Below are 25,102 nucleotides of genomic sequence, written 5' to 3' on the forward strand. Positions count from 1 at the left end.
GCCAAAGAGCCTTGCACGATCTTTACGTCTATTTACATTATCTTTACTACTTTTCGTTATTTTTACATCCTTTATTTCATCGTCACTTCATTAATTTCAATGTACCCAGAAGGGCTGATCCAAACACCTTGCACGTTTTTGGCAATTGCCGCTAAATTCTCCGAGCTGCGATAAGGCAATAAGGCTACGTCATTGATTTCGATCGCCTGTGCTTTTTCATAAATTTGCTTGCGTTTTTCTGGGTCCGCTTCTTTACGTCCACTTTCGATAAGCTTATCTACTTCTTTGTTGGCATAGAAGGAGTGGTTTCCAGGAACACCGTGAGAATTGCTGTGGAACAGGTTGTACTGGTTATAATCAGCGTCGCCTGTGGCATTCCCCCAACCGCTAATGAACATTTCAGTCTGAGCTTTCGATGCTGCGTCGAGATAGGCTCCGAATTCCATCACTTTCACTTGGAGATCGATTCCGATCCCTTTTAATTGCGATTGAAGCACTTCCGCCACATTGATTCGCGCTTTATTATCGTTCAAATACACCGTAGCCTTTAATCCGTTCGGATATCCGGCTTCTGCAAGCAATTGCTTAGCTTTGTTCAAATCGTAGGTAAACCCTTTGATATTGGGACTATAACCAATAACCTTCGGACCCAAGCTCGAATTGGATACCTTGCCGACATTGTTATAAACACCTTTAATGATCGCTTCTTTATCAATGGCATAAGCAACGGCCTGACGTACACGAATATCGTTAAACGGCTTCTTGCTCGTATTAAAACCAATATGATCCACAGCATAGGCGTCATATCGGCCAAGACTCATGGTAGAGGAAGATTTTACGCGGTCGATTTCGGTAACCGGCAGTTGTTCAGCAACCTGAGCTTCTCCGGTTTCAATCATGGCAATGCGAGTCGTATCCTCGGGAACTGTTTTAAAAATGACTTTATTAAGCTTTGCTTTATCTCCCCAGTAGCTTTCATTTTTCACAAGTACGATTTCTTGCCCGGGAGTCCACGATTCGAATCGGAACGGTCCTGTACCTGTAGGGTGTTTCGTTAATTCTTTTCCATACTGTTCAATCGCCTTGGGACTAAGCATACTGCCTTCCGCACTTGCTAATATGGATAGAAGCGGAGCAAACGGATACTCAAGAATGAACTGAATCGTATAATCGTCCACCGCTTTGACTTCTTTAATCATCGAAAATAGATTCGCTTTCGGCGTAGGTTGATTCTTATCCAGTACGCGTGCAATTGTCTTGCGCACCGCATCTGCGTTGAATGGCGTACCGTCATGGAACGTTGCATCTTTGCGTAGTTTAAACTCCCACGTAAGATCATTCAACTGTTTCCATTCGGTTGCAAGCAAAGGCTTGTACTCACTGTTCTTATCCAGTTGAACAAGACCTTCATAAATCTTATGCTGAATCACGGCCATGGAGTTGATCTGTGTGCTGAAATGCGGATCAAGGTTGTTCGCATCGCTCAGTCTAGCGACGACTAGTGTACCGCCGTTCTTCTGTGCCACATTGGTTGTTTCCTTGCTGTCGCCACTTGCTTCTTTAACGGAGGAACAACCGGTTAAGGCCATGGATACAATTAAGAAAGCGCTAACAATTTGTTTTATCATACAAAGTCCCCTTTTCCACTTTGAATTTATCTTCTTATTTAGATAATAAATAATTTTCAGATTATTTAGTTTCATAATCTTTACTTCTATTTATATAATCTTTACTTCTTTTGAAAAAGGATCAGGTTTATCCCGAAACTCTTATGAGGGGGAACCTCGATTCGCTATTTCGAGAAAATCACCCTAATTCTTGAGTATGAGGAACTAGGAGGCGCTATATCAATGTTTTTGCCTAAAAATCGTTCAATTTGACCAAATAGAGCACTCACGTTCCGCAACATTCAATTTACAGCACTTTTTTTGAAAATAGCGCCTCCTCGTTCCTCACGATTCGTTTGAGCCATTTTCTACAACCCAAAACATGAGAAAACCTCTATCGAGGCCATTCAAAGATGAGCGACCGCGTTTAGATGTAGGTTTTATCGCCAATAAGAAAGCGGTTTTCGTGATCCGAAAACTTATACTTTCTTATGTGGTAAACAAAAGGCATATCCCCCTCCCTGATGAGAGAAAGCTATGCCTTTGATGCCTACAACGAACCAGAAACAATATTCCCGCGATATAACACCGCTTGGCGCTCGGCTCTGCGCGCCACCGCTTGCGCCGAGCAACCGGCGTGAACAAGAACCGCACTTGCCTCATCGCCGACGACCGGCCAAACGCGGACGCCTTCCTCGGATAGCGGAACCTTTCCTCCTGTAATAAAGCCCAGCGCCTCCGAAAGCGAGCGCTCGTCACTCCAGCGGAATCGCTCTGCCAGACGACCCGCTCTTTCCAAGCTGTCCCCTTGACCGAATGGCGACCAGTGATCTGTGATGCTATCGTCGCCTAGAGATACGGAGACGCCTTTTTGCTTCAGAAGCGGAATCGGTATCGTCGCCCGGTTAATGGGCACGGTCGATGTGATGGCGATTCCGAGCTGAGCAAACAACTCTGCCACCTCGCTTTGCAGCTCTACCGGAACGTCGGCCAGACCGAGGGCGTGACTGACCGTCACGCGTCCTTGCCAACCCGCTTCCTCCGTTAGTGCGGCAAGCCTTTTGAAAGTGAATATGCCTAAGTGACCTGGGTCGTGAATGTGGATGTCGACGTCAGCATCAGCCTCTACAGCCAGATCCATAATGGTGTTCAATGATTTCTCAATGTCCTGATCAACCGAGGCCGGATCTACGCCGCCCATTGATGTCGCCCCCATTCGCAGCGCCTCACGGGCCATTTCCACAACGTTGCTGCGCAGCAGACCGTGCTGAGGGAAGGCTACAATTTCGTGAGAAAGCTTGCCTGAAAAAGTTTCAAAAGCTTGCAGGGTAGCTTCAAGATTTTTCAAGCCAATATAAGGATCAATGTTGCAATGGGTTCGGACATGCGTGGTGCCGTTCTTCTGCAAAAGCCCAAGCATCGCTTCCGCCCGCTCCCTTGCTGTCGGCAGCAGACGAGTAAGCAGCGTCTCTTCTTCCTTTAAACGAGTAAAGATATTCACGGGCGGTGAACAAGCTTTCCAAGGCCCACCATAATACGTTTTATCGATGTGAATATGCATGTCGCGGAACGCTGGAAGCAGGAGCAAGTTCTTAGCATCTTGCTTAGGCAGATCGCTATCTAAGGATGTGTCCGCAGATACGATTTGTGCAATCTTCCCATTCTCAATGAGGATATGGCAGATCTCCGTCTCCGTTCCTACAATTCTTCCATTGTCATAGCGATAGCCACTCTCCAGACAGACGTTGGTTAGCCAATAAGTCGAAGTCATACTCATGATGGTTACACCCACCCTTTCTTCCTATATAATTTGCAAACTCTTACAGCAGCTCAGGATCAAAACGTTTCTCATCCACATAAGCCCTAGCGTGACCCCAGAAATATTTGGTCGGTTCCATATACTTCTGCAACCCGGCGCGTTCAATCGTCCGCTTTGCTTCTTCATTAGCTTCATCAAGCGCCGTTAGTTCGTCAACCGTGAGCACCTTGCGGTCTTCCATCACGATTTTCCCATTCACAATGACGTTGTCTACGTCGCTCGCCACCGCTTGATGCACCAACCGATGCACATACATATATTCAGGTGTCAAATGAGGCTGGCGCATGTTGACCGTGATCACATCCGCTTTTTTGCCTGCTTCCAATGAGCCTAGTTCATCATCCCAGCCAACACAGCGCGCCGCATCAATCGTTACCATTTCCAGCAGCTTGCCGGCCGGCAAATAGTAGTAATCTTTTAGTGCCGCCTGATGAATCATCTGCGTCTTGCGCATCGCTTGAAACATGTCAAAGCTGGCTGCCGGGGAGGTACCGTCTGTGGAAATCGCCACCGTTGCGCCCATTTCAATCAGTTCCGTTATCGGAGTTCGTGCATTAACTTGTCCAAACCCTGGAGCAGAGCTAACATTCGTACCTGTTTCAGCCAAAATTCGTGCTTCGTCAAATGAAATGCCGCGACAATGCTGCAGATGCACGTCTGGCCCCAGCAGAGCGTTTTCTTTATCTTGAATAGCTAGATGGATCATGCCTCCAAAGGCGTCCGAGTGAATCCGCGTTTTGTATTTCCGGGCGATCTCGCGAATCTTTTTCGCTTGATACCGATCATGCTCGGTTAAACCGTACAACTGGTCCGGCGGAGTCGGGGCTGAAGGGTTTACGGAAGTAACGATAACAAAAGGTGTGATAAAGGCACGAATATGGTCGTCGTGAGCATGATTGAGCGCTTCGATAACGGCCTCGGCACCCATCAACACCTCTTCATAAGTCACGTCTCTGGTTACGCGTTTCCCATCCACCCAGCGGCTGAACGAATGCGGCCATGGCGGATTGCAAGGACCCGTACAGACGATTTCTCGTATGCCAACTTCGGCATAAGCTTTGGCATGGTTCAATGCAAAGATAGGATCGTCCGAGCGAGGCATAGAACCAAGCACACACGCGCCTGTCGTAATCCCTGCCTTTAAGCGCTCAAGCGCATTCAGCTTTCCTTCGTAATACCAGAACTCATCCGTAACAAAATGCTTATACGTATGCGTCATGATTGGCATCCAGAAACTGATGTTATCCATGGCGATGGTCTTGAACATCGAGTGACCGCCATGACCGTGGGCATCAATCAGTCCAGGCAATACACAGTGATGGCTGCAATCTATCGTTTTCTTCGCTTCATACTTCGCAAGTATCAGCTCGGTGTCATCTACTTCCAGAATTCTTCCATTGTGGATGGCGACAGCTCCATTCTCGAGAATTCGCCGTTCTTGATCCATCGTGATGACAACACCGTTAACGAGCAATAAATCAATCATGATTTAACACTCCCGCAACCAGTCTCCCTTGGTAAAAGACCGCTCTGCGTTCGGCTCTTCTAGCTACCGCCTCCGCTGTAGAGCTAGCATCCACCAGCACCATGCTCGCCTCATCTCCAACTTTCGGCCATACTCGATTACCTTCCCTATCCAGCGGTGTCTTTCCTCCAGTAATGAAACCAAGCGACTGTGACAAGGAATACTCATCAATCCAGCGGAAGCGTTCCGCTAAACGGCCTGCTCGTTCCAGAATGTCCCCGTTACCGAAAGGCTGCCAATTGTCAAAGATATTATCGCAGCCAGCAGCAACAGACACCCCTTTATCGTGCAGAAGTGGAACCGGTGGCAGCGTTCTGCTATGAGGAACACTTGTAACAATCGTAATACCTGCCTCCGCAAGCACGGCTGAAAGGTCGGCTGCCTCTCCTGCTGGCACCTCTCCCAACCCGAATGCGTGGCTGATCGCCACTCTACCTTGTAAGCCCGCTTCCATCGTAAGCGCTGCCAAACGTCTCATTGTAAACGTGCCTAAGTAATCCGGATCATGCAGATGTAGATCAACGCCCGCATTAGCTTCAACGGCCAGCTCCATCATTTGTTGTAAAGATCCTTCAATGTCCCCGTCTACCGTTGCAGGATCAACGCCGCCTATCAGGGTAGCGCCTTCACGAAGAGCTTCTCTGACCAGTTCTTTGGACTTAGAACGCAGCAAACCATGCTGCGGAAAAGCTACAATTTCATAAGAGAGCTTCCCCTCATAATTTTCTAAAACCTGACGCACAGCTTCCAAGCTGCGCAAACCTACTTCCGGATAAATATCTACATGCGTTCGCACTTCAGTCGACCCTGCGCTCAGCAGAGTATCCAGCAAAAGGCCCGCACGCTCGTTGATCGTGGTTGGCAGCGTAGGTAGAATCCGTTTCTCCAATTCGCAGCGTTCCATGATATTAGCTGCAGGGGTGACAGCACGCCACGTTTCCCCGATCAGCGTCTTATCCAAATGAACATGTTTCTCAATAAATGATGGCAGTAAAAGCAGGTTCTTTCCGTCTCGCTTCGGAAGATCCGAGTCCAAGGGGGTGTCAGTTGAAATGATTTCACGGATGACACCATCCTCTATACATAGATGACAGATTTCAGTCTCTGTCCCGGAGATCACGTCATTTTCAAATAAATAACCGCTCTCCAAACGAACACTGGTTAACCAATAGGCAGAACTCACGAAATGCTCACCCTTTCTCTTCCAAAATTCGGTGTGATTTGCTCGTACAACCTCAATTATAAAGAATATTCTGTGTTTTATTTTCACAATCTTTACTTCTATTTAAGGTATCTTTACGAGTTGCACAAAGCTTATTTACTTCGCTTCGTTTTCTGATAACTTTAACTTAACAAAGGAGGTTTGCTAGATGAATGTTGAATATGCCGATAAAAAGCAAGCGCTACCAAATCAGATTCTCTCCTATCGTCCTAGCAAGTGGAGAACATTTTATTTAAAGCTTCGGAGAAATAAGTTGGCGATGGTGGGCGGTTATGTCATTCTTTTCTACTTCCTTGTCGCGATCTTCGCTCCGCTTCTAGCTCCATATGATCCCTATCATATTGAATTAGTGAACAAACTAAAACCTCCCTCAGCCGAACATTGGATGGGGACGGACGATAAGGGCCGCGACGTGTTAAGCCGATTGATCATCGGGACACGCCTCTCACTCTCCGTAGGATTCGTAGCCGTGTTTATCGGAGCCTTCTTCGGAATCGTTCTAGGATTATTTGCTGGCTATTACGGGAAATGGGTGGACACGATCATTATGCGCGTGATCGACGTATTGCTTGCTTTTCCGGGCATATTGCTCGCACTCGCCATCGTTAGCGCTTTAGGCCCCAGTTTAATCAACGTGATGATTGCGATCGGCGTGTTTTCCATTCCGATGTTCGCTCGGATCGTCCGTGGTTCGACCTTATCAATTAAAAAGTTGGAGTATATCGACGCCATTCGCTCTTTGGGAGCAAGCGATCTTCGGATTATTTTCGTACACATTTTTCCAAACATTTTGTCACCGATTATCGTTCAAGCCACTCTAAGACTAGCAACGGCCATCCTCTCTGCCGCGGGATTGTCCTTCTTGGGACTTGGCGCGCAACCGCCATTGCCTGAATGGGGTGCCATGCTGAGCAACGGACGCGATTTTTTATTCACAGTACCTTATCTGGCATTGTTTCCTGGACTTTCCATCTCCACATTAGTCATAGGCTTTAACGTATTTGGAGACGGGCTCAGAGACGCATTGGATCCAAGGATGAAACAATAAGCTTATTCTTTCGAAGCTAGCTTTCCTGACGGAAAGCTCTAAGCGTATGCTTACGAAGACAGTTTTCCTAAAGGAAAACTCTAAGGGGGATATCCATGTTCGTATACATCATTCGCCGGTTACTTCAGATGATCCCGGTTCTGTTAGGCGTCATTCTAGTCGTCTTCTTGATTATGCAGCTCGTTCCGGGCGATCCGGCCGTTCTACTTGCAGGAGAAGGCGCTTCAGCGGAGACGGTTGAACGCATCCGACATCAATTGGGGTTAGATCAGCCGCTCTTTATTCAATATTTCCAATACGTCATCGACGTGGTCCGAGGAGACTTTGGGGTATCCCTTCGTTCCAATCTGCCTGTCTTTAGCGAAATCATGACCCGATTACCTACTACCATCGAGCTAGCCGTGGCCAGTATATTCATCACTATTGTCTTCGGGATGCTTGCCGGAATCATTTCGGCTACTAAGCAATACAAAGCATCGGATATTACCATCATGATCATCGCTCTGCTCGGCGTATCCTTGCCCAGCTTCTGTCTCGGACTCTCACTAATTTACTTTTTCTCAGTAAAAATGCACCTCTTTCCTGTCGCAGGTTGGGGAACATGGAAGCATGTTGTGCTCCCGGCTATCACCTTAGGCGCTTCAGGTGCCGCAATTGTCGCACGGATGACGCGCTCCACCATGCTGGATGTCATTCGCCAAGATTATATACGGACAGCCAAAGCTAAAGGGTTAAAATTACACGTTGTTATTTATAAGCACGCCCTCAAGAATGCATTGATTCCTGTCATTACCGTGGTGGGACTACAGTTCGGAGTACTACTTGGCGGTACGGTATTAGTAGAATCTGTCTTTGCCATTAACGGACTAGGACGGCTTATTGTTGATGCCATTCGAATGCGCGACTTGCCCATGGTACAGGGTGGCGTGCTGGTCGCTTCCGTCATTTTCGTCATGGTTAACCTTGCGGTTGACGTTCTCTATCGTAACTTCAACAAACGTATCGAGCTGGATTAAAAGGAGGGAACGAGATGCTTAAACAACAAGAAAAGGTTTTGGAAGTAAGCAATCTTCAGACACACTTCTTTACCGACGAAGGCGTAAGCAGAGCTGTTGACGGCATTGACTTCACGCTTCATAAAGGGGAAACACTTGGACTTGTAGGCGAATCGGGCTGCGGTAAAAGTATTACATCACTTTCTATTCTGAGGCTGATCGCCAGCCCTCCGGGGCGAATCGTTAATGGAGAAATCCTGTTCAAAGGACAAGACTTATTGAAAAAAACGGATAAAGAGATGGGTGCCATCCGCGGCAACGAAATCTCGATGATTTTCCAAGAACCCATGACTTCCTTAAACCCGGTCTACTCGGTTGGGGAACAAATAGCGGAAGTGTTCCGCCATCACCAAAAGCTCGGGAGAAAGGAAGCCTGGGAGAAAGCTGTCGATATGCTGCGTCTAGTCGGCATCCCCTCCCCGGAGAAACGCGCCAAACAAGAGCCGTATGAACTGAGCGGCGGGATGCGGCAGCGGGTAATGATCGCCATGGCGATGGCTTGCAATCCAGAGATCCTTATTGCCGATGAGCCGACCACCGCTCTTGATGTAACGATTCAAGCCCAAATCTTGGATTTGATGAAGCTGCTGCAAAAGCAATTGGGCATGAGCATCATTATGATCACCCACGATCTCGGGGTCGTTTCTGAAACATGTGATCGCGTAGCCGTGATGTATGCCGGCAAGATCGTGGAATATACCGCTGCGAGCGAGTTATTTGCTAATCCCAAACACCCCTACACAGTAGGATTGCTTAACTCCCTGCCTCGACCGGACCAAGACCGTGAAGAGCTGCAGGCGATTCAGGGAAGTGTTCCCAGCCCCTACAACATGCCTACGGGATGCCGGTTTGCTCCACGCTGTCCTCAAGCCAGAGAACTTTGTCAGACAACGCTGCCCGAGCTTAACGATGTCGGAGGCGGCAGTCAGGTCCGCTGCTGGATCTATACGCCGGAGTGGGACGCACAACCAAAGTTGCAATTGAAAGATAGGGGGCATTCAAATGATAGTACCTGTGGTTAGTACCAATGATAAGCAGGTTTTAGTTGAAATCAACCATTTGAAACAATACTTCCCGATCAAAGGCGGTATCTTTGGCCGAACAGTGAACCACGTAAAGGCTGTTGATGACATCAGCTTTACCATCTATGAAGGAGAAACGCTTAGCATCGTTGGTGAGTCCGGCTGTGGCAAATCAACCACGGGACGAGCTATATTACGACTCGATGAGCCTACCAGTGGAGATATCCACTATCAGGATAAGGATGTCCTCGCTCTGAACAAGAGCGAGCTCCGGAAGCTGCGCAAGGACATGCAGGTCATTTTCCAGGATCCTTTCGCATCGCTGAATCCAAGACAAACCGTCCGCCAAATTCTCGGCGAAGCGTTGACCATTCAAGACGTCATCCCGAAGGAAAAGCGGACAGACCGTATTAAAGAACTGCTTGACAATGTCGGGTTACGGTCTGACCATATCGACCGATACCCGCATGAATTCAGCGGCGGCCAGCGCCAACGCATCGGCATCGCACGGGCACTAGCTGTGGAGCCCAAGCTGATCATCTGCGACGAAGCTGTTTCCGCACTCGATGTGTCTATCCAGGCTCAGGTGCTGAACCTGCTAAAGAAGCTGCAGCGCCAATATAAGCTGACTTATTTATTCATTTCCCATGATTTAGGCGTAGTACGGCACATTTCCGATCGGGTTATGGTTATGTACCTAGGTAAAATCGTAGAAATCGCAGATAAAAAATCACTATTCGATAATCCACAGCACCCTTATACGAAAGCTCTTCTTTCTGCCATTCCTGTACCCAATCAGAAAGAAAAGAGAGAACGCATCCTATTGACAGGCGATGTGCCTTCTCCCATCAATCCACCTCAGGGATGCCGTTTCAATACGCGCTGCCCGTTTGTCGTCGAAATGTGCAGATCACATGAGCCGGAGCTTCGCTTTAGCGGTGAGGGACACCAAGTAGCTTGCCACTTGGTTACTTAAAAATGTTGGTTACTAATTCGCTTTAACAGGACGAATAAATTAAAATGGTAGTGAAACTATAAATTAAAACCGTATGCAGAAGGGATCTCATGCTTAGCTTTGAGGGTTTTACCTTACTCATCTTGTTGTTTATTTTAGCTCCAATCATTGGAGCTTTTACTTTATTATTCTTGTTTGTCTTTGAGAAACGCATTGACCTGCTGGAAAATAAAACGAAGAAGATCGAGCTGGAAAAAGAGCTCCAGCAATCGCTTTACAACCAATTAAATCAACAAATTCAGCCCCATTTTTTATTCAACTCATTGAACGTGATTCTAACCTTGGCGCGACTCGAACGTACGGAAGAATTGGTAAGAGCCCTTGAGGTCTTCTCCCAATTCCTTAAGTTTAAGTACAAGACCACGGAACCCGTGATCCCACTTCGGGAGGAGATTCGTTACACGGAGTACTATATCGAGATTCAGAAGCTGCGTTTCGGCACTCGCCTTACGGTAACACTAACGTGTGATGAAGAAATCGAGGAAGCCTATATCCCGCCTTTTGTTTTGCAAACCATTGTTGAGAATGCCTTTAAGCATGGGCTGGAACGGAAAATCGGACCCGTGAACCTTAACATCCATTTTTCCCTCGATCATGATACGGCTAATCTTCTGGTCTTCGATAATGGCACGATAGAGCAAGAGGCCGTGGAAATTGAGTGGAAAAATGGGCATGGCTTGGATAACATTAGACGCCGTTTGCATTTATACTTCGCCGATCGAGCCAGCATACAGATTCAATCTATCCCCAACACTGGTACTAATGTGCAAGTCAAGTGGCCTTTCATCTCAGAACCTAACTTAAAAGAGGTGCCCTAATGAATGTATTACTAGTGGATGATGAGCCCCTTGAGCTGGAACAACTTGAATATCTGATTCACCCGCTTTTTCCGTTTTGGAACTTGCACAAGGCATCCGACAGCTGCCAGGCTATAGCTATTAGCCAAAAGGTAAAGATTCATCTTGCCTTTCTGGATATCAATTTACCAGGCAAATCGGGACTGGAGCTTGGAGAAGAACTGCGTCAGCATCATCCAGATATCGACATCATTATCGTCACTGCCTACCAAAACTTCCATTATGCCAAACAGTCCATCCGGCTAGGCGTGGTTGATTATATGACAAAGCCGGTCATTCAAAGTGAATTGGTTGATATTCTAAGCAAATACCGCAACAAGATGCCACAGTCAAAATACTCCCATGTTATTCATGATGCGCTCACGATCATTCATGAAAAATATGCAGACAAGCTCGCACTTGCCGACCTTGCCGCGGAGGTGCACATTAACCCAACCTATTTAAGTCGCCGTTTTCATGACGAGGTGGGTGTATCATTCTCCGAATATTTGATGCAATACCGCATTCAGATTTCCAAAAAATATTTGGTTTCTCATCCCGACTGGAGTATTTCTACGGTCTCAGAGAAAAGTGGTTTTAACAGCCAACATTACTTTTGCACCATTTTTCGCAAGAGTACGAGCCAAACACCTAAAGAATATCGCGAGAAGGAGAAATAACTTTGTTTTACCAATCATTTCGTGAATATGTTCAGGGAGCAGCTAAGATAGGCATAGGTCTGGGAGTCATATCGATCTTGGCCAGATGGGTAACCGGCATTACCATCTTCGCCTCCCCCGAAGCGCTGGTCAAATATGGCATATTTGGCGGAATTGGCTATGCTCTTATGGGGGCCATTGCTCTAATGGCTTTTGGCTGGCTTGGAAAAAGAGTGCGTAAAGAGTATGGCGAGGGTTTGACCATTGGGGATTTTTTTCAATTTAAACTTCACCGCCTCGGCTACTGGATGATGATCGCTGTCCTGCTTATCACCAGTATTGAGGGCTTGTTTATGCAGGGAATGGCTGCAGGCGTGCTTGTCAATATTTTGTTTGGTATCCCGATTTCTATCGGATTGCTTTGTTTCTTCTTGTTTTGCGTCGTATACGTCGGCTTTGGCGGGATTGTCCTTATTCAGCGGTTGGCGTTCGTTCAAGTCATATGTATGTTTGCCGCAGCCATCCTCATCCCTCTCTATTTCTTCATCGAAAAAGGGGTTGAAAACGTTTATCAGGGGATTCGTCTCTATCATCCCTATCTGCTCGTGCTCAACAATCACGAAGGATTATTTTTTATGTGCACAGGACTATTGATTGGCTTCGGGCAGGTTTTCGTCGACCAAGCAACGTGGCAGCGTCTATATATGCTTGAAATTAAAAAAGTCGTGCCCACCTTCCTACTTTCTGGGCTCATCTGGGCAACCGTTCCGTTGGCTTTCTCTTCGCTAATCATGGTCGTTATATTTACAGGCAGTTTTCATAACATTTATTCGCTCTTATTTGATCTTATCCGCAAGATTGATACGGTATTCTTGTTGGTTTTGTTCGGCCTTTGTTCATTCGGTGCCGTTACCTCAGCCTTCGGGGCAGGGATGCATTCCATGATCAGTCTCATTGCGGGTAACGTGTATCCACTCTTTAAACCTGACGCCAATGAGAAGCAGAAGATGCGTATGGGATACTTGCTGGCGGTAGTGATTGGCGTTCTGTCTTTTGCGCTTACCTTTTTTTTCACACCTACACTTCTGGAGTTGCTTTTTTTCTTTGGAATTATTTACGCTGCGCTCATTGTCCCTGTTCTGTTCATTGTGTTCAGCAGAGGAAAAGTGGACAATTTCATACCTCTCTGCGCATTGATCGGATTGATCGCGGGCTATACAAGTCGATACAAGTTAGGGAACTTAGATGCCGTCTGGGTTAGTATGATGGTTTCCAGCCTACTCGTAATTGTGTATTGGAGCGGTAAGTTTATAAAGAAACGCCTGGGAAATCATTGAGAGGAATCCACTTATATGCTTCGTTCCTATTTGTTATTAATCGTTTGCGTTACGGTTTGGGGGAGCAACTTTGTCTTCGGAAACATACTCGTCAAACAGTTTTCTCCTCTGTTTCTAGTCATGGCTCGCTTGTTGTTTATCTCCTTGTTTCTAATTTGCTACACACGGGTTCGACATCGTTTCGTTCCCGTTCGCAAACAAGAGTGGCAGCTGCTCATTCTGCTTGGCATTATCGGCGTCTTTATTAACCAGTGGTCATTTTATCAAGGCTTACAAACAGCCGACCCTACCACCTCGGCGCTCATTCTCGCACTAACTCCCATTACGACTGCGCTTTTAGCAGCCCTATTTCTAAAAGAAACTTTAACGGTAAACATGCTAGCTGGTTCGCTCGTGGCAATCTCGGGTGTGTTTCTCGTCGTTTATAATGGGGCCAGACTTGAATTTAATATCGGTCACCTCTGGATCTTTATCACGATGATTACGTTTGCTATCTCCATTGTACTAGTACGTCTGCTGGCTCGAAGGCTGCCCCCCATCATTACCACGGTTTACTCGACCTTGATCGGGTTCGGCACGATGGTACCGGTCGTACTGGCAAATGGAACAGGGTGGACAATCAGTCACGAAGCATGGGCATGGGTCATGTTAATTTTCACCGCTATTCTGATGCACGGAATGGTTACCCTCATTTGGAACGGCCAGCTGCACAAGGTTGGAGCGGCGAAGGCAGCGATGTTCTCGAACCTGGAACCGTTTGTCGCGATGATTGTCGGATATGTGATACTCGGCCAGCTCGTTACCTCGCAGCAGTTGTTTGGTTCCCTGTTCATTGTAGGTGGTGTTACGTTGGCATCTTTATCTCTATCTAAAAGAAAGTCTCAGAGGGCGCTTCCCCTGTGACGGATTGACAAACAAAGTCCCTGTTTTCGTTGCTATGAAGCAACTAAACAGGGACTTTTTCTTTATGCAGATTCTGTATTGAGTAATGTCACAAGCGGGCGCTGCTGTTCATGGGAATCTAAATCTAAGCTGACACAGATGAGGCGGATATGCTCTTCAGCCAGTTTCCGCGCATCCTCGTAGGATTGTTTAAACTGAATGCAGTAGGAGATAAAGCCATGTAAGGACATGAACAAATTCCACGGAAGTGTAAACTTCCTGCTCTCGGCTCCCGGTTGATCGGCCATCACTTGACGGATGACAATAGCAAACATTTCCAAGGATTGTGCTTGCTCAGTTCGCGAATATTGCTGCAGCTCTGGCTCGTTAATCATGAACATCATTTCGTAGTGATGCGGATTGTTCAAACCAAACCAGACGAACTCCATCATCAACTTTTGAAGCAGATTCACGCTAAACCCTTGCTCACGAACAATCATTTCCCGCTGACGCTGTACTAATTCGGAGAAATCTTCCTTGATTAATGCATAAAACAGTTCAGCTTTCTCATTAAAATGGTAATATAACGCACCATGGCTGTACCCCATTGCTTTTGCGATGCTGCGCATCGTTAAAGCGCGATAGCCAAAAGTAGCGAATAATTCCCGCGCTTCCGCAAGTATTCGTTCTCTGCTAAGCTCTTGCGCGACTGCTTTCCTAGCCATTCCTATCCCTCCGCATCCTTAGCTTCTATGAAATTAGTTGTGCCTTGTCCCGAGCCTGCCTATTCCGGCAAGCTCTTATGAACCATGTATTCGTTCTCTCCTGCAATAACAACGCCTTGACCTTGTGTAAAATCTGTTGCCCAGTTGATAAATGCTTCCGCTGCCGCTGCCAAAGGATAACATGCTACAGTCACTTTATCCGTAAACTGAATGTCCCCTAAGAGCATCCCCTGACTTCTCAGCTCGTTCTCGAGTTTGCCATACCACGTATAATCCACCTCAATCAGCACTTGCTGATGATTGACTTTATAAATTGGCTGTCCTGCTTCAATACCTACCACGGCTCCATCCGTATAAGCCCGAATGAGTCCGCCCGCGCCAAGCATGATGCCGCCGAAATAACGGGTAACGACGATAACGATATTCTTAAGTCCTTGATGCTTAATCACTTCCAGAATCGGCTTTCCTGCTGTACCACTCGGTTCCCCATCATCAGATTGCTTCTGAATCTGATCCCTTTCTCCGATGACATAGGCGCTGCAGTTATGTGTGGCCGACCTGTGTTCCTTCTTGATAGCTTCAATAAATAGGGTAGCTTCTTCTTCTGACTCTACCGGTTTGGCATGACCGATGAAACGCGACTTCTTGATGATGATTTCCGACGATCCGTACGAATGGATAGTTTTGAAATGTGCTAGCATAGCCGACCTTTCTTGGTAGAAGGAAACATCTGTTTCATTATATTCTACACACATCCTTTGACTTCGACAATATAGAAAGAAAATTTACCACATAAATAATGGAAATTTTCAATGGTAAAAACGACCAATCCCATCGGATTGGTCGTTCTGTGCTTTGCATTCATGAATTATTGCTGCAATCGTGCTTCAAGCTCGGCTTTTTCTTTCTCATAACCCGGTTTGCCTAAGAGAGCAAACATATTCTTTTTATAAGCTTCAACGCCCGGTTGGTCAAAAGGATTCACACCCATCAGGTAACCGCTGATACCGCATGCTTTTTCGAAGAAATACACCATATATCCGAAGGAGTAAGGCGTCATATCCGGCAGCGTTACGATCAGGTTCGGTACGTTACCGTCCGTGTGAGCAAGCATCGTACCTTGGAAAGCCTTCTTGTTCACGAAATCCATTGTTTTCCCACTCAAGAAGTTGAGTCCGTCCAAATCATCGGAATCTGTGCCAATCGTAATATGATCAGCCACTTGATCAACTTGAATGACCGTTTCAAATAGAATCCGGTTGCCATCTTGAACGAACTGACCCATCGAGTGCAAATCCGTCGAGAAGTCTACCGATGCTGGATAAATTCCTTTGTAATCTTTTCCTTCGCTTTCACCGAACAGCTGCTTCCACCATTCCGATACGAAATGCAGGGAAGGCTCGTAGTTGACGAGAATTTCGATCGTTTTTCCTTTGCGGTAGAGCGAATTTCGAACAGCAGCATATTGATAAGCTTGATTCTCGCTCAACTTCGGATTAGAGAACTCGTGCTGCGCATCCGCCGCGCCTTTCATAATCGCTTCCACATTAATGCCTGCTGTCGCGATTGGCAATAAACCAACAGCTGTTAATACCGAATAACGTCCGCCTACATCATCTGGAATGACAAAGGTTTCGTAACCTTCTGCTGTAGCGAGTGTTTTGAGCGCACCCTTCTCTTGATCCGTTGTAGCATAGATACGTTTGCGTGCAGCTTCCTTGCCATATTTCTTCTCTAACAACTCACGGAAAATACGGAAAGCAATCGCTGGCTCTGTTGTCGTACCGGACTTCGAGATCACGTTCACAGAGAAATCTTTGCCTTCAAGCAGTTGAAGCAAATGCGTAACATATGTAGAGCTGATGTTATTTCCTACGAAATAAATCTCAGGCGTCTTACGTTTATCTTTTGGCAAAATATTATAAAAAGAATGAGACAACATCTCTAGAGCCGCGCGTGCGCCCAAATAGGAACCGCCGATACCGATAACAACAAGCGCCTCGGAGTCGGATTGAATTTGTTTAGCGGAAGCCTGAATACGAGCAAATTCCTCACGATTATAATTCTCAGGAAGATCGACCCATCCTAAATAATCGGAACCTGCACCCGTTTTGTTATGCAGCTGTTCATGCGCTAGCTCTACTTGAGCCGCCAAATAATCAACCTCATGCTGGGATAAAAAGGATAGTGCTTTACTGTAATCAAATTGTAGTTTCTTACTCACTATGCTCGCCTCCATCTCTATTTTTTTCCTTTTCCTAGCATACTTATTTGCCTGTCCAAAAGCAAGTAAGCTTTCCTATATTGAATGATATTCAACGATGAGCGATCGCGTAAGCGGAGAGACTTTGGTCTCCGATCAAAGAGCCCTATAAAGTAATTCACAGGTTATAATTACCATGATAAAATGAATCTAGAGGTGAAGGATCATGAAACGTATCGGCTTTATTGGACTTGGCACTATGGGCAAACCCATGGCTGCTAACCTTATTCAAAAAGGTTTTATGGTAACTGTATATAATCGGACTGCTGAAAAAGCGGACGAGCTCGCCCATCTTGGTGCTGAAGTGGGTTTGACCCCTGCTGAAGTAGCTCGCAGTTCGGATGTGCTGATTACAATGCTTAGCAATGACGCTTCACTACTTGAAACGTTCTACAGTGAGCAAGGCATTCTGAGTGGAGTTCATCCCGCGCTGACGATTATTGACTCCAGTACCGTAGCCCCACAAACAAGTCAAAAGCTGGCCGAGGAGCTCGCAGCGCATTTCGTCGACTTCCTCGACGCGCCTGTCACTGGCAGTAAACCTGCTGCCGAAGCAGGCACGCTTACTTTCATGGTCGGCGGCAGCCAAGAAGTGTTCGATGAGCATCAAGATGTATTCCTCGCACTTGGCAGCAAAGCACTTTACCTTGGTCCGAGTGGCTCCGGTTCGTACGCCAAGCTTGCCCACAACACGATGGTGGGCATTAATTTAGCCGGCTTAGCCGAAGGCTTATCGATTGCAACTAAAGCAGGTGTAAACCCTGCTCAATTCTTAGAGATTGTTCGTTCCGGCGGAGCGAACAGCATGATGGCCCAGCTGAAAGGCGATAAGATTATCGATCGCGATTTCAGCAATCAATTCTCCCTGAAGCTGATGCTGAAAGATCTCCAGCTTGCTCAGGAAATTACGGGCAAGTTCCAACTGCCAACTCCCATGCTGCAATCGGCTACCAACTTATTCCAAATCGGCCTAAGCAAAGGCCTCGGTGAAGAAGATTTGAGCTCCGTCATTCAGTGTTATGAGGAATGGATGGGGCAACAAGTCGTTCGACCTAGCGAGCCTGTCGTTGCTTCAGAAAAACCGGCCTCGCCGCTTTCTGGCCGCGAACGCCGCCGGAACACGCGCGTGAAGCTGGACATCAGCCTGAAGCTGTCCATTTACCAATGGGAGCAGGAAGGTTCCTTCTCCGGCCAAAACATTGACGGCACCCTCTTCGACTTGTCCGAGAGCGGACTGCAGATCACATCTGCCGCCCCGCTTGCGCCGGACATGTTCATCGTCATCCACTTCCCGCAGGAAGCGGAACTGCCGCCAATCACGGCTCGCGTGATTCGCATCGAGCCGGACGGCCGCAACTTCCGTTATGGCTGTATGCTGTCAGCCTTGCCGCCTTATGTACGGATCAAGCTGGAGCAGTATATTGAGGATCATATTGCGTATGCTTTTTAGGAAATAGCAATTTAAAGAAATAGTGATAATACATTAATGAAATAGTGATATAGATTTACGCGACGCGTGAAGAACATGCCGCCTTTCCCTTTTGGGAGAGGCGGTATTTTTATTTTCCAGGGGAGGTTAGGACTTCACTTCACACACCAGGCTAGGCCAAACCACAGCTCAGCTTAAAGTTGAACATAGCGAGAAAATAAGAAAAAACACTTTATAGTCGGAGGTTGGAATGATGGAGTTTGTAAAAGAGCATGAAAACTTTGTAAGATTCCATGAGGAGAAACGCTCAGGAGAGCGATTGCGCCGGTTAAAGGAGGGACATGGTCATGCTGAAAAGCAATTTATGCAGCAAATCTGGTGGCCGCTCATTGGACATTTTCTCCATCTTCATCCGGAATATGAAGTTAGGGATTTTCAGGACAACACCAGATTTGTCGACTTTGTATATCTCCGTCCGCCACATCGGATTTGTTTCGAGATCGACGGTTACGGTCCGCATGCTCGAGATGTTGACCGCTCTCGTTTCGGGGATAACCTGATGCGGCAGAATCAGTTGGTTTTGGACGAATGGAAGGTTTTTCGGTTCTCACTCGATGATATCACCCAGCATCCGCGACGCTGCCAACAAGTCGTCCTCAACATCATGGCGCGTTGGTATGGCGATCAAACTCAACTTATATCACTCACACATCGAGAAAAAGAAATTGCTCGGCTGGCTGCGAATACCGTAGATCCACTTAAACCGCATGTAGTCGCTGAACATCTGGGCATCCGTGTTGAGCACGCACGAAAGTGGCTTCACAGCCTGCATAGCAAAGGGATAATAAAGCCTGCAAGTGGGGAGCAGAGAATTCGCTCATACATTCTGGATCCAAAAGGAAGAAATTTGTTTATTTAGGCTTATATAGGGACGGTGACGGCCAAAATAGCTCGTTTTCCCAGAATAGAAGTCTTTTGGGGCTTCTATATGTGCCAATTTACGGATTTAAATGAAAATAGAAGCTTCTAGAGACTTCTATTTGTTAAAAAAGATGCACCAGATTGGAATATTGGTGCAAATAAGAGTCTTTGGAGACTTCTATTTACCTCCAGTGAAGAGAAAATGCCAAAATAAGAGTCCCTAGGGACTCTTATTTTGATTCGTACTGAAGAGTTACTTGCTTTACGCCAACAGCTTGATGATTATCGCATCGTTGTTGAGAATTCAGCAGCTTACTGCTGCCCAGATGTTTTCCTAAGCTCATCAGCCAAACGGTGAAACTCCACTCTAGCTTCTGCATCCTCTGTGCTCATCCAAGCAGCCGATAAAAAGTTAATAATCTTATTCGCATCCTCAGAACTCATCATATACCCTCTTTCCTCCTCTATTTGATCAAAACGAGTAGCTCGCTCCCTTCAATAATCCGAATCAGCTTGTCCGCATACTGCGGATCTGTTGCATATCCTGCACGCTGCAGCTCTTGACTAGCACATCTGTAGTCTCTTTCATGTAGCACATTTGCGTATCTGGGATTGTTAGCAAGATGCAGCGAATGATCACGAACGCTATCGCGCCAGTTGTCGTATACTCGAAAGCCATCCACAATTTGTATCCACTTGCCGTTAATAAATTCCTGCGTAACTTGCTGCTGACCGCTTCCTTTGATCCCAAACAAATTGTTACCAGGAGCTGAGCGACCCCAGCCACTTTCCAGAATAGCCTGAGCGATCGTGACACTAGCTAAAATACCAAACTCCCGCATATCCGCTTGTGCAGCTGGAGCTAATTGATCAATAAAGCTTTCCTTGCTCATAACCTTTCCTCCTTGCCTCGCAGCACTTGAATCATCTGCTTCAAAAAGCTGGGCAGCGGCAGTCCTAATCGTCCGTAATTCTCAGTAATAGAAATAAACTCATTCGCCAAATAAAAATAAATCGCTCCCGTTCTCATCAGGTCTGTATCCATCAGAATATCCATGCGGTGAGCCAGTATAATCACGAGCAGCATCAGTCCTTTGCGGGCAAGGCCCCAGTAGCCAACTTGGCTATTAAGGCCACGCTGTTCCTTCATCGAGGCTGCAATGCCCGTTACATAATCGACGAGTATCGCCATTAGAAATAGGCTAAGAAGTTCGTTCCACTCGCCGAAGGCATTGGTCGCGAGCGCTCCGAGTGCGCCTGAAATCAGGTTAAAACCGATTTGATTCATTCGTTTTTTCTCCTTTCTGTTCAGATTGGTCGGGGAGGCTGCTGTCGGGATTTTTGGCTTCCTGACAATCTTTCGAACTCGCTCACCATGTTATGAATGTGATATTTTCCTCAATTATGAATTCTTGTTGCTGTCTGAACGCCAGCGATGAGAGGTAACGAGCCTTGCGGAGCTGCAGCGGCGCCCGTTAAAGTAACGGTTAGAATCCCCGTGGACAAATCCCCTGAGCGAATCGTTGCACTGGAATTAATCACCGTTAACCACCTGCTACCAGCGCCTCCCATTGGCAATTTAGCTTGTTCAGCCAGTCCCAGCAGTAATATTTGAGCCGCCAACTGATACTCATTGGCCGACCTCGCAGCAATCTGCCCAACGAATTGTTTCGTAAGCTGGCATGCACCTCTTGACTCCGACGCACTCCGTACGCTCAAACACTGCCATGAGACGCTAGGTCGACACGTACCGTTGAATCCACGGTATACGCGCCACTGTGAGCCTAAAGCCGCTTCGGTAAATACGGTTATAGCTTTCAGCCAAGTTTCTAGCACAGGCTTTACTTGCCGAAGGATCAGGGCAGATTTCATGAGGCACCTGCCTGCCCCATCCTTGTCCTGCACAGCAGGCAGCACAGTAATTTGAACCGTGTAGGTTAGCCCGTCCACCTCGATGACACCGTCATCCGGATTGAGCAGCTTGTTAATAGCGCTCCAGATGCGATCCTGCGCCCCCACCGGCGTTGTGCTTCTCACGTTCAAGCTCAGCTTGCGCCAGCTACCCGGCGCGTCTAGCTTAAACTCCGAGCTGCCACCAACGTGACTAAGCCATATGGCCTCATCTGGGGTCTGTGGAACACCGTCCACGAACATGTCGCTCCCGAGTGTTCCCACACCTTCAGACTGAAGATATAGCGCTAATTGATTTGCCATGTTAATCATTCACTTCTCTCACCTCCTTTCTGTGTCAGATATGCTTGGTGATGGTTATGCTTTTCTGTAAGCATGTTTTACAACGTCTCGCGACGTTCCCACCGCCGAAGCCCTCTATAACGATGATAAACATCGTTACTGCACTGCACTCCAGCATTCCCTCTTACAACAAATCCTCAAGCGTGATTGAGTGAGTGAAGTGTGAGTTCGCAAATGTTTTGAAATTCAAAACATTTTTTTCTTTTCAAAAAGCACACTGCCTAAAAGACCTAACTACCACTCGTTTCACTCCTTCCATTCGTCCCCTAAGCAGCTCTCACAATCTGCTCGATCCGGACCTTATCCTATGCGCCCTTTTCAGCATAATCACCTCCCTCATTACTCTACACAACAATCTTATCACACCAATATTTGGATGAAATGCCAACGAACGGCCAAATTGATGATCACCTTGTACAACTTCAACATCTATATCCATCTGTCGATAGCCACCCTACTTGAGTCGTCACTGAGAGACTATTTCCAACCGAAGCATATATGCCAGTTTTGCTATTGCCTTAGCCTTCACCCTGCGATATGTGCGCTCACTCATATTCAATTCATGAAACAGCATGAAATCGAATTGCTTATCTTTTTGCAAGTAACGTTTGCGAATAATCTCCTGTTCGTCTACTTCTAATATGGATAGGGCATGTTCACACTCTGAATTTAACCTTATCATCAAATCCTCAGACTCAGTCTTGTGCCCAGTAGGACTTTCCATCTCTATACAATTCAGCTTCATGTCCAAAATAGCTCCGTTCTCTCTCCTCACAGCCCCCATCGACTTATAAATACGAAGAGCTTCAAGGACTTTTTCCACTTGTTTGCGTGTCGCTTTTTGATCTATTCGTTCTTTTTCTATATGTAAAATACGTTCTACCATCTGTTCATCATCTCCTAAAATTTAGTGTTTTGAAATTCTAAACAAATCATAGCCCTTCTCGTTTTAAAATTCAACACAAATGTTTTGAAATTCTAAACATTTTTATTTGTTCCTCTTGTTTTTTATATCTACAACCATTTACAATAGAGATAGGTGATGAAGCGATGAAAGATATGGTGCAATTTGGCATTCGAATTCGGGATCTGCGCAAGATGAACCATTTCTCACTTAGAGAGCTCGGGGAACGATCCGGTGTCAGTTATTCATTTATACACTCCATAGAAAATAACCGCTTCAATCCATCCAGAGAAACGGTTATCGCCTTAGCCGATGCTCTTACCAGCTCGGAGAAGGATGATCTTCTATTGCTTGCCGGGTTTGCTCCGACAGAAGAAGAGGCCCTCGAAGGACCCTCTGACCCGATTCAAGCTACAGAAATCGATGACCCCGAGGTTAGCTTATTTTTTAAAGATTTCCAAAACGCTCCTAAAGAGAAGCGAGACGAAATGCTCCGCTTCTGGAACTTCATCAAAGAGCAGCAGATGACCCGCAAACCAGATAGTCAGCAGTAACAGTGGCTTAAGTGCCATATCGATGAACGTATCCTTTTACAATAAAGCCAAGCCCTCACGGGCTTTTCTTTACCTTAAATAAACGAACATATATTCCTATAACGAGGTGTTTGTCCTGTTCACTCACTACCAAACCACCCCTTTGGAACAATGGGTCGAAGCTTTATATTTCCAACATGATATCACAGAGCCAGCCCAGCTTAGCATGACCAATTTGGCCGCTAAATTGCATATTTGGGTTTATGCGATGGATATAAGCAGCATGGCTGTCGAAAATAACGGACAATTCAGCATCAACGTAGACCGTCGATTATCTGCCAAAGAGCAATGGGAAGACTTCCTTCATGAACTTTGTCATGTGCTTCGCCATTCCGGCAACCAAATGATCATGCCAGATCGCTATGTCGATTGGCAGGAGCAGGACGCATCGGCTTTCCAGCTTTATGCGGCAATACCCATTTCTATGCTTAAGAAACTGCCATTGCCCGAGCAAAAGAACGAAATGATTGCCCTACTCTCCGAAGAATTTCAAGTAACCCATCGGCTTGCAGCAGCGCGTATAGAACAAATTCAACGGCGCGTCCTACAAGGCATTTTAGATCATGAATACCAACTATTTACACAAAGCCAAGCTAGCAAATACAATCCAGACAATTGGTCCGAAGCCACTCGCCTTATCATGGACAAGCTTGAGCATCTGAAGCAAAAAGGGGCACCGTCTGATGGCTAAACTTACTGTTTTTTATGACTTCCATGAAGAGCGCATCCAGCCATTTCTCATGGCGCTTCGTTTTCGGCCTAACGAGCTAGATTGGAACAAAACTTCGATGTACGTTCCATTAGGCGCTCCATTTCAGCAGCTAAAAATGGAAGAAATTCCAGACTTAGAAGCAGGAATTACCGTCCTGCTGGATGACCTCGTCATTAATCCAGGACACCCCCAATGCATCGGCGTCAGCATCTCCAGAATTCAACAGCGACATATGGCGCTTCCACCTGATGCTCTACAAAGCATCCAGCAGCTATGGATACGCATGAGCGACATCGAAGAAGTGCTGCAGATGGATACCCGCTCCCTCTATCCCTGGTCATCCAAATAAATCCGCCAAAAGACAAATAAGCGCGGAAAACGCGCTTATTCTGAACCGCCCGAGCAAATAAGCGCGAAAACCGAGCTTACAGCGAGAGCTCTGCGAGCCGTAGCTCGCCAACAGAGACTGAGAAGCTGAAAATCGACTTCTCAGCAGACCATCCTGCGCTTCCGCGCTGAATAAGCTCGGAATACGCACTTATTCAGGAGCGCCCGAGCAAATAAGCGCGAAAATCGCGCTTACAGCGAGAGCTCAGCGAGCCGAAGCTCGCCGACAGAGTCTGAGAAGCCGAAAATCGACTTCTCAGCAGACCATCCTGCGCGTCCTCGCTGAATAAGCTCGGAATACGCGCTTATTCAGGAGCGCCCGAACAAATAAGCGCGAAAACCGCGCTTACAGCGAGAGCTCTGCGAGCCGAAGCTCGCCAACAGAGTCTGAGAAGCTGAAAATCGACTTCTCAGTAGACCATCCTGTGCGTCATATAAATTCTAGCGAAAAAAATCCCATACATCATCGGACAATATGTCCGATAGAAGTATGGGATCTGAAGGGATATCTCTTCCCTATTTAATTACTCATGAATATAAGAGCAAATATAATCGCTAACTGTTTTCACTTCAAGCTTGAATTTTGCGTTGGCTGGAACTGTGAATTCACCTTGGCCGCTAATGGTAATCCATTCGCTGCTGCCTGGAAGCAATACGTTCAGTTCACCAGCTTGGATTTCCATGATTTCTTTAACATCTGTTCCGAATTCATACTCACCCGGGAGCAAAATGCCGAGTGTTTTTTTGGTGCCATCGGCGAATTGAACGGTGCGGCTAGTTACTTTACCGTCGAAATAAACATTAGCTTTCGTTAATACAGTTACATTTTCAAAGCTAGACATGGTGATTGGTTCCCCCTCTAAAATGAATAAGAATAAAGCCAAGCCC

At 46.6% G+C, this 25,102-nt stretch carries 26 protein-coding genes; 13 read left to right on the plus strand and 13 right to left on the minus strand.

The annotated features are described in order from the left end of the window. Positions 1-71 precede the first annotated feature (71 nt). The 4 genes from GC102_RS18870 to GC102_RS18885 form a co-directional block, all read right to left on the minus strand. Entirely contained in the window at positions 72-1,628 is a 1,557-nt protein-coding gene (locus GC102_RS18870) for a glutathione ABC transporter substrate-binding protein (RefSeq protein WP_171690917.1), read from the minus strand. A 529-nt stretch (positions 1,629-2,157) separates the two neighbouring features. After that, positions 2,158-3,384 carry an amidohydrolase family protein gene (locus GC102_RS18875; protein ID WP_171690918.1) on the minus strand — a complete coding sequence of 409 codons (1,227 nt, stop codon included), beginning with the start codon at positions 3,382-3,384 and terminating at the stop codon, positions 2,158-2,160. Between the two features lie 43 nt (positions 3,385-3,427). Continuing rightward, on the minus strand, positions 3,428-4,912 hold the full coding sequence (locus GC102_RS18880) for an amidohydrolase family protein (protein ID WP_171690919.1): 1,485 nt from the start codon (positions 4,910-4,912) through the stop codon (positions 3,428-3,430). Continuing rightward, the gene (locus GC102_RS18885; RefSeq protein ID WP_171690920.1) at positions 4,905-6,134 is read right to left on the minus strand and encodes an amidohydrolase; all 1,230 of its coding nucleotides are present in this window, start codon (positions 6,132-6,134) and stop codon (positions 4,905-4,907) included. The genes GC102_RS18880 and GC102_RS18885 overlap by 8 nt, the downstream gene beginning before the upstream one ends. Before the next feature lie 187 nt (positions 6,135-6,321). On the opposite strand from GC102_RS18885, the gene nikC reads away from it, so the two are divergent. From nikC to GC102_RS18925, 8 genes are all read left to right on the plus strand, one after another. Then, positions 6,322-7,221 (plus strand): nickel transporter permease, encoded by a 900-nt coding sequence (gene nikC, locus GC102_RS18890; RefSeq protein ID WP_171690921.1) that lies wholly within the window; start codon positions 6,322-6,324, stop codon positions 7,219-7,221. 95 nt (positions 7,222-7,316) lie between these two features. Next, positions 7,317-8,237, plus strand: a complete 921-nt coding sequence (locus GC102_RS18895) for an ABC transporter permease (RefSeq protein WP_171690922.1) — start codon at positions 7,317-7,319, stop codon at positions 8,235-8,237. 14 nt (positions 8,238-8,251) lie between these two features. Further along, positions 8,252-9,298 (plus strand): ABC transporter ATP-binding protein, encoded by a 1,047-nt coding sequence (locus tag GC102_RS18900; RefSeq protein ID WP_171690923.1) that lies wholly within the window; start codon positions 8,252-8,254, stop codon positions 9,296-9,298. Beyond that, positions 9,279-10,274 (plus strand): ABC transporter ATP-binding protein, encoded by a 996-nt coding sequence (locus GC102_RS18905; protein WP_171690924.1) that lies wholly within the window; start codon positions 9,279-9,281, stop codon positions 10,272-10,274. Before GC102_RS18900 ends, GC102_RS18905 begins: the two co-directional genes overlap by 20 nt. A gap of 89 nt (positions 10,275-10,363) precedes the next feature. Next, on the plus strand, positions 10,364-11,131 hold the full coding sequence (locus GC102_RS18910; RefSeq protein WP_171690925.1) for a sensor histidine kinase: 768 nt from the start codon (positions 10,364-10,366) through the stop codon (positions 11,129-11,131). Further along, entirely contained in the window at positions 11,131-11,829 is a 699-nt protein-coding gene (locus tag GC102_RS18915; RefSeq protein WP_171690926.1) for a response regulator transcription factor, read from the plus strand. The genes GC102_RS18910 and GC102_RS18915 overlap by 1 nt, the downstream gene beginning before the upstream one ends. Before the next feature lie 2 nt (positions 11,830-11,831). Then, the gene (locus GC102_RS18920; RefSeq protein ID WP_171690927.1) at positions 11,832-13,145 is read left to right on the plus strand and encodes a sodium:solute symporter family transporter; all 1,314 of its coding nucleotides are present in this window, start codon (positions 11,832-11,834) and stop codon (positions 13,143-13,145) included. A gap of 15 nt (positions 13,146-13,160) precedes the next feature. Beyond that, positions 13,161-14,048, plus strand: coding sequence for a DMT family transporter (locus GC102_RS18925; RefSeq protein WP_171690928.1), 888 nt, complete (start codon positions 13,161-13,163; stop codon positions 14,046-14,048). Between the two features lie 62 nt (positions 14,049-14,110). Here GC102_RS18925 and GC102_RS18930 read toward each other — a convergent pair whose 3' ends face one another. The 3 genes from GC102_RS18930 to GC102_RS18940 all read right to left on the minus strand — a co-directional run bounded on the left by GC102_RS18930 (position 14,111) and on the right by GC102_RS18940 (position 16,976). Continuing rightward, positions 14,111-14,752, minus strand: a complete 642-nt coding sequence (locus GC102_RS18930; RefSeq protein ID WP_171690929.1) for a TetR/AcrR family transcriptional regulator — start codon at positions 14,750-14,752, stop codon at positions 14,111-14,113. A 59-nt stretch (positions 14,753-14,811) separates the two neighbouring features. Beyond that, a complete protein-coding gene (locus tag GC102_RS18935) occupies positions 14,812-15,453 on the minus strand; it encodes a YigZ family protein (RefSeq protein WP_171690930.1) in 642 nt (213 codons plus the stop codon). 167 nt (positions 15,454-15,620) lie between these two features. Continuing rightward, on the minus strand, positions 15,621-16,976 hold the full coding sequence (locus GC102_RS18940; RefSeq protein WP_171690931.1) for a glucose-6-phosphate isomerase: 1,356 nt from the start codon (positions 16,974-16,976) through the stop codon (positions 15,621-15,623). 205 nt (positions 16,977-17,181) lie between these two features. Here GC102_RS18940 and GC102_RS18945 point away from each other — a divergent pair, with 205 nt between their 5' ends. Both GC102_RS18945 and GC102_RS18950 read left to right on the plus strand, forming a co-directional pair. After that, a complete protein-coding gene (locus GC102_RS18945) occupies positions 17,182-18,465 on the plus strand; it encodes an NAD(P)-binding domain-containing protein (protein WP_171690932.1) in 1,284 nt (427 codons plus the stop codon). Positions 18,466-18,694: 229 nt separating this feature from the next. Then, complete coding sequence (locus GC102_RS18950; protein WP_246320998.1) at positions 18,695-19,363, plus strand: DNA-binding response regulator; 669 nt, start codon at positions 18,695-18,697, stop codon at positions 19,361-19,363. 314 nt (positions 19,364-19,677) lie between these two features. Here GC102_RS18950 and GC102_RS18955 read toward each other — a convergent pair whose 3' ends face one another. From GC102_RS18955 to GC102_RS18975, 5 genes are all read right to left on the minus strand, one after another. Then, positions 19,678-19,812 carry an N-acetylmuramoyl-L-alanine amidase gene (locus GC102_RS18955; protein WP_171690933.1) on the minus strand — a complete coding sequence of 45 codons (135 nt, stop codon included), beginning with the start codon at positions 19,810-19,812 and terminating at the stop codon, positions 19,678-19,680. Between the two features lie 17 nt (positions 19,813-19,829). Beyond that, positions 19,830-20,258, minus strand: coding sequence for a glycoside hydrolase family 73 protein (locus GC102_RS18960; protein WP_171690934.1), 429 nt, complete (start codon positions 20,256-20,258; stop codon positions 19,830-19,832). After that, positions 20,255-20,653, minus strand: a complete 399-nt coding sequence (locus GC102_RS18965) for a phage holin family protein (RefSeq protein WP_171690935.1) — start codon at positions 20,651-20,653, stop codon at positions 20,255-20,257. The genes GC102_RS18960 and GC102_RS18965 overlap by 4 nt, the downstream gene beginning before the upstream one ends. 110 nt (positions 20,654-20,763) lie before the next feature. Next, positions 20,764-21,588, minus strand: coding sequence for a minor capsid protein (locus GC102_RS18970; protein ID WP_171690936.1), 825 nt, complete (start codon positions 21,586-21,588; stop codon positions 20,764-20,766). 496 nt (positions 21,589-22,084) lie between these two features. Beyond that, a complete protein-coding gene (locus GC102_RS18975; protein WP_171690937.1) occupies positions 22,085-22,504 on the minus strand; it encodes an ArpU family phage packaging/lysis transcriptional regulator in 420 nt (139 codons plus the stop codon). 164 nt (positions 22,505-22,668) lie between these two features. Here GC102_RS18975 and GC102_RS18980 point away from each other — a divergent pair, with 164 nt between their 5' ends. From GC102_RS18980 to GC102_RS18990, 3 genes are all read left to right on the plus strand, one after another. Beyond that, a complete protein-coding gene (locus GC102_RS18980; protein ID WP_171690938.1) occupies positions 22,669-23,076 on the plus strand; it encodes a helix-turn-helix transcriptional regulator in 408 nt (135 codons plus the stop codon). 205 nt (positions 23,077-23,281) lie between these two features. Further along, the gene (locus tag GC102_RS18985) at positions 23,282-23,806 is read left to right on the plus strand and encodes an ImmA/IrrE family metallo-endopeptidase (protein WP_376769388.1); all 525 of its coding nucleotides are present in this window, start codon (positions 23,282-23,284) and stop codon (positions 23,804-23,806) included. After that, positions 23,799-24,176, plus strand: a complete 378-nt coding sequence (locus tag GC102_RS18990; protein WP_171690940.1) for a hypothetical protein — start codon at positions 23,799-23,801, stop codon at positions 24,174-24,176. The genes GC102_RS18985 and GC102_RS18990 overlap by 8 nt, the downstream gene beginning before the upstream one ends. Positions 24,177-24,738: 562 nt before the next feature. Here GC102_RS18990 and ppnP read toward each other — a convergent pair. Continuing rightward, entirely contained in the window at positions 24,739-25,056 is a 318-nt protein-coding gene (gene ppnP, locus GC102_RS18995) for a pyrimidine/purine nucleoside phosphorylase (RefSeq protein ID WP_029199427.1), read from the minus strand. Positions 25,057-25,102: the final 46 nt, after the last annotated feature.

This window comes from Paenibacillus germinis (assembly GCF_013141785.1).
In the GTDB taxonomy this organism is placed as follows: Bacteria; Bacillota; Bacilli; order Paenibacillales; family NBRC-103111; genus Paenibacillus_E; species Paenibacillus_E phytorum.

Coding starts and splice junctions, on each gene's coding strand:
- GC102_RS18870 (WP_171690917.1), bottom strand. CDS start 1,628: ATGATAAAACAAATTGTTAGCGCTTTCTTAATTGTATCCATGGCCTTA.
- GC102_RS18875 (WP_171690918.1), bottom strand. CDS start 3,384: ATGAGTATGACTTCGACTTATTGGCTAACCAACGTCTGTCTGGAGAGT.
- GC102_RS18880 (WP_171690919.1), bottom strand. CDS start 4,912: ATGATTGATTTATTGCTCGTTAACGGTGTTGTCATCACGATGGATCAA.
- nikC (WP_171690921.1), top strand. CDS start 6,322: ATGAATGTTGAATATGCCGATAAAAAGCAAGCGCTACCAAATCAGATT.
- GC102_RS18895 (WP_171690922.1), top strand. CDS start 7,317: ATGTTCGTATACATCATTCGCCGGTTACTTCAGATGATCCCGGTTCTG.
- GC102_RS18900 (WP_171690923.1), top strand. CDS start 8,252: ATGCTTAAACAACAAGAAAAGGTTTTGGAAGTAAGCAATCTTCAGACA.
- GC102_RS18905 (WP_171690924.1), top strand. CDS start 9,279: ATGATAGTACCTGTGGTTAGTACCAATGATAAGCAGGTTTTAGTTGAA.
- GC102_RS18910 (WP_171690925.1), top strand. CDS start 10,364: ATGCTTAGCTTTGAGGGTTTTACCTTACTCATCTTGTTGTTTATTTTA.
- GC102_RS18915 (WP_171690926.1), top strand. CDS start 11,131: ATGAATGTATTACTAGTGGATGATGAGCCCCTTGAGCTGGAACAACTT.
- GC102_RS18925 (WP_171690928.1), top strand. CDS start 13,161: ATGCTTCGTTCCTATTTGTTATTAATCGTTTGCGTTACGGTTTGGGGG.
- GC102_RS18930 (WP_171690929.1), bottom strand. CDS start 14,752: ATGGCTAGGAAAGCAGTCGCGCAAGAGCTTAGCAGAGAACGAATACTT.
- GC102_RS18935 (WP_171690930.1), bottom strand. CDS start 15,453: ATGCTAGCACATTTCAAAACTATCCATTCGTACGGATCGTCGGAAATC.
- GC102_RS18945 (WP_171690932.1), top strand. CDS start 17,182: ATGAAACGTATCGGCTTTATTGGACTTGGCACTATGGGCAAACCCATG.
- GC102_RS18950 (WP_246320998.1), top strand. CDS start 18,695: ATGATGGAGTTTGTAAAAGAGCATGAAAACTTTGTAAGATTCCATGAG.
- GC102_RS18955 (WP_171690933.1), bottom strand. CDS start 19,812: ATGATGAGTTCTGAGGATGCGAATAAGATTATTAACTTTTTATCGGCT.
- GC102_RS18960 (WP_171690934.1), bottom strand. CDS start 20,258: ATGAGCAAGGAAAGCTTTATTGATCAATTAGCTCCAGCTGCACAAGCG.
- GC102_RS18965 (WP_171690935.1), bottom strand. CDS start 20,653: ATGAATCAAATCGGTTTTAACCTGATTTCAGGCGCACTCGGAGCGCTC.
- GC102_RS18970 (WP_171690936.1), bottom strand. CDS start 21,588: ATGATTAACATGGCAAATCAATTAGCGCTATATCTTCAGTCTGAAGGT.
- GC102_RS18975 (WP_171690937.1), bottom strand. CDS start 22,504: ATGGTAGAACGTATTTTACATATAGAAAAAGAACGAATAGATCAAAAA.
- GC102_RS18980 (WP_171690938.1), top strand. CDS start 22,669: ATGAAAGATATGGTGCAATTTGGCATTCGAATTCGGGATCTGCGCAAG.
- GC102_RS18985 (WP_376769388.1), top strand. CDS start 23,282: ATGACCAATTTGGCCGCTAAATTGCATATTTGGGTTTATGCGATGGAT.
- GC102_RS18990 (WP_171690940.1), top strand. CDS start 23,799: ATGGCTAAACTTACTGTTTTTTATGACTTCCATGAAGAGCGCATCCAG.
- ppnP (WP_029199427.1), bottom strand. CDS start 25,056: ATGTCTAGCTTTGAAAATGTAACTGTATTAACGAAAGCTAATGTTTAT.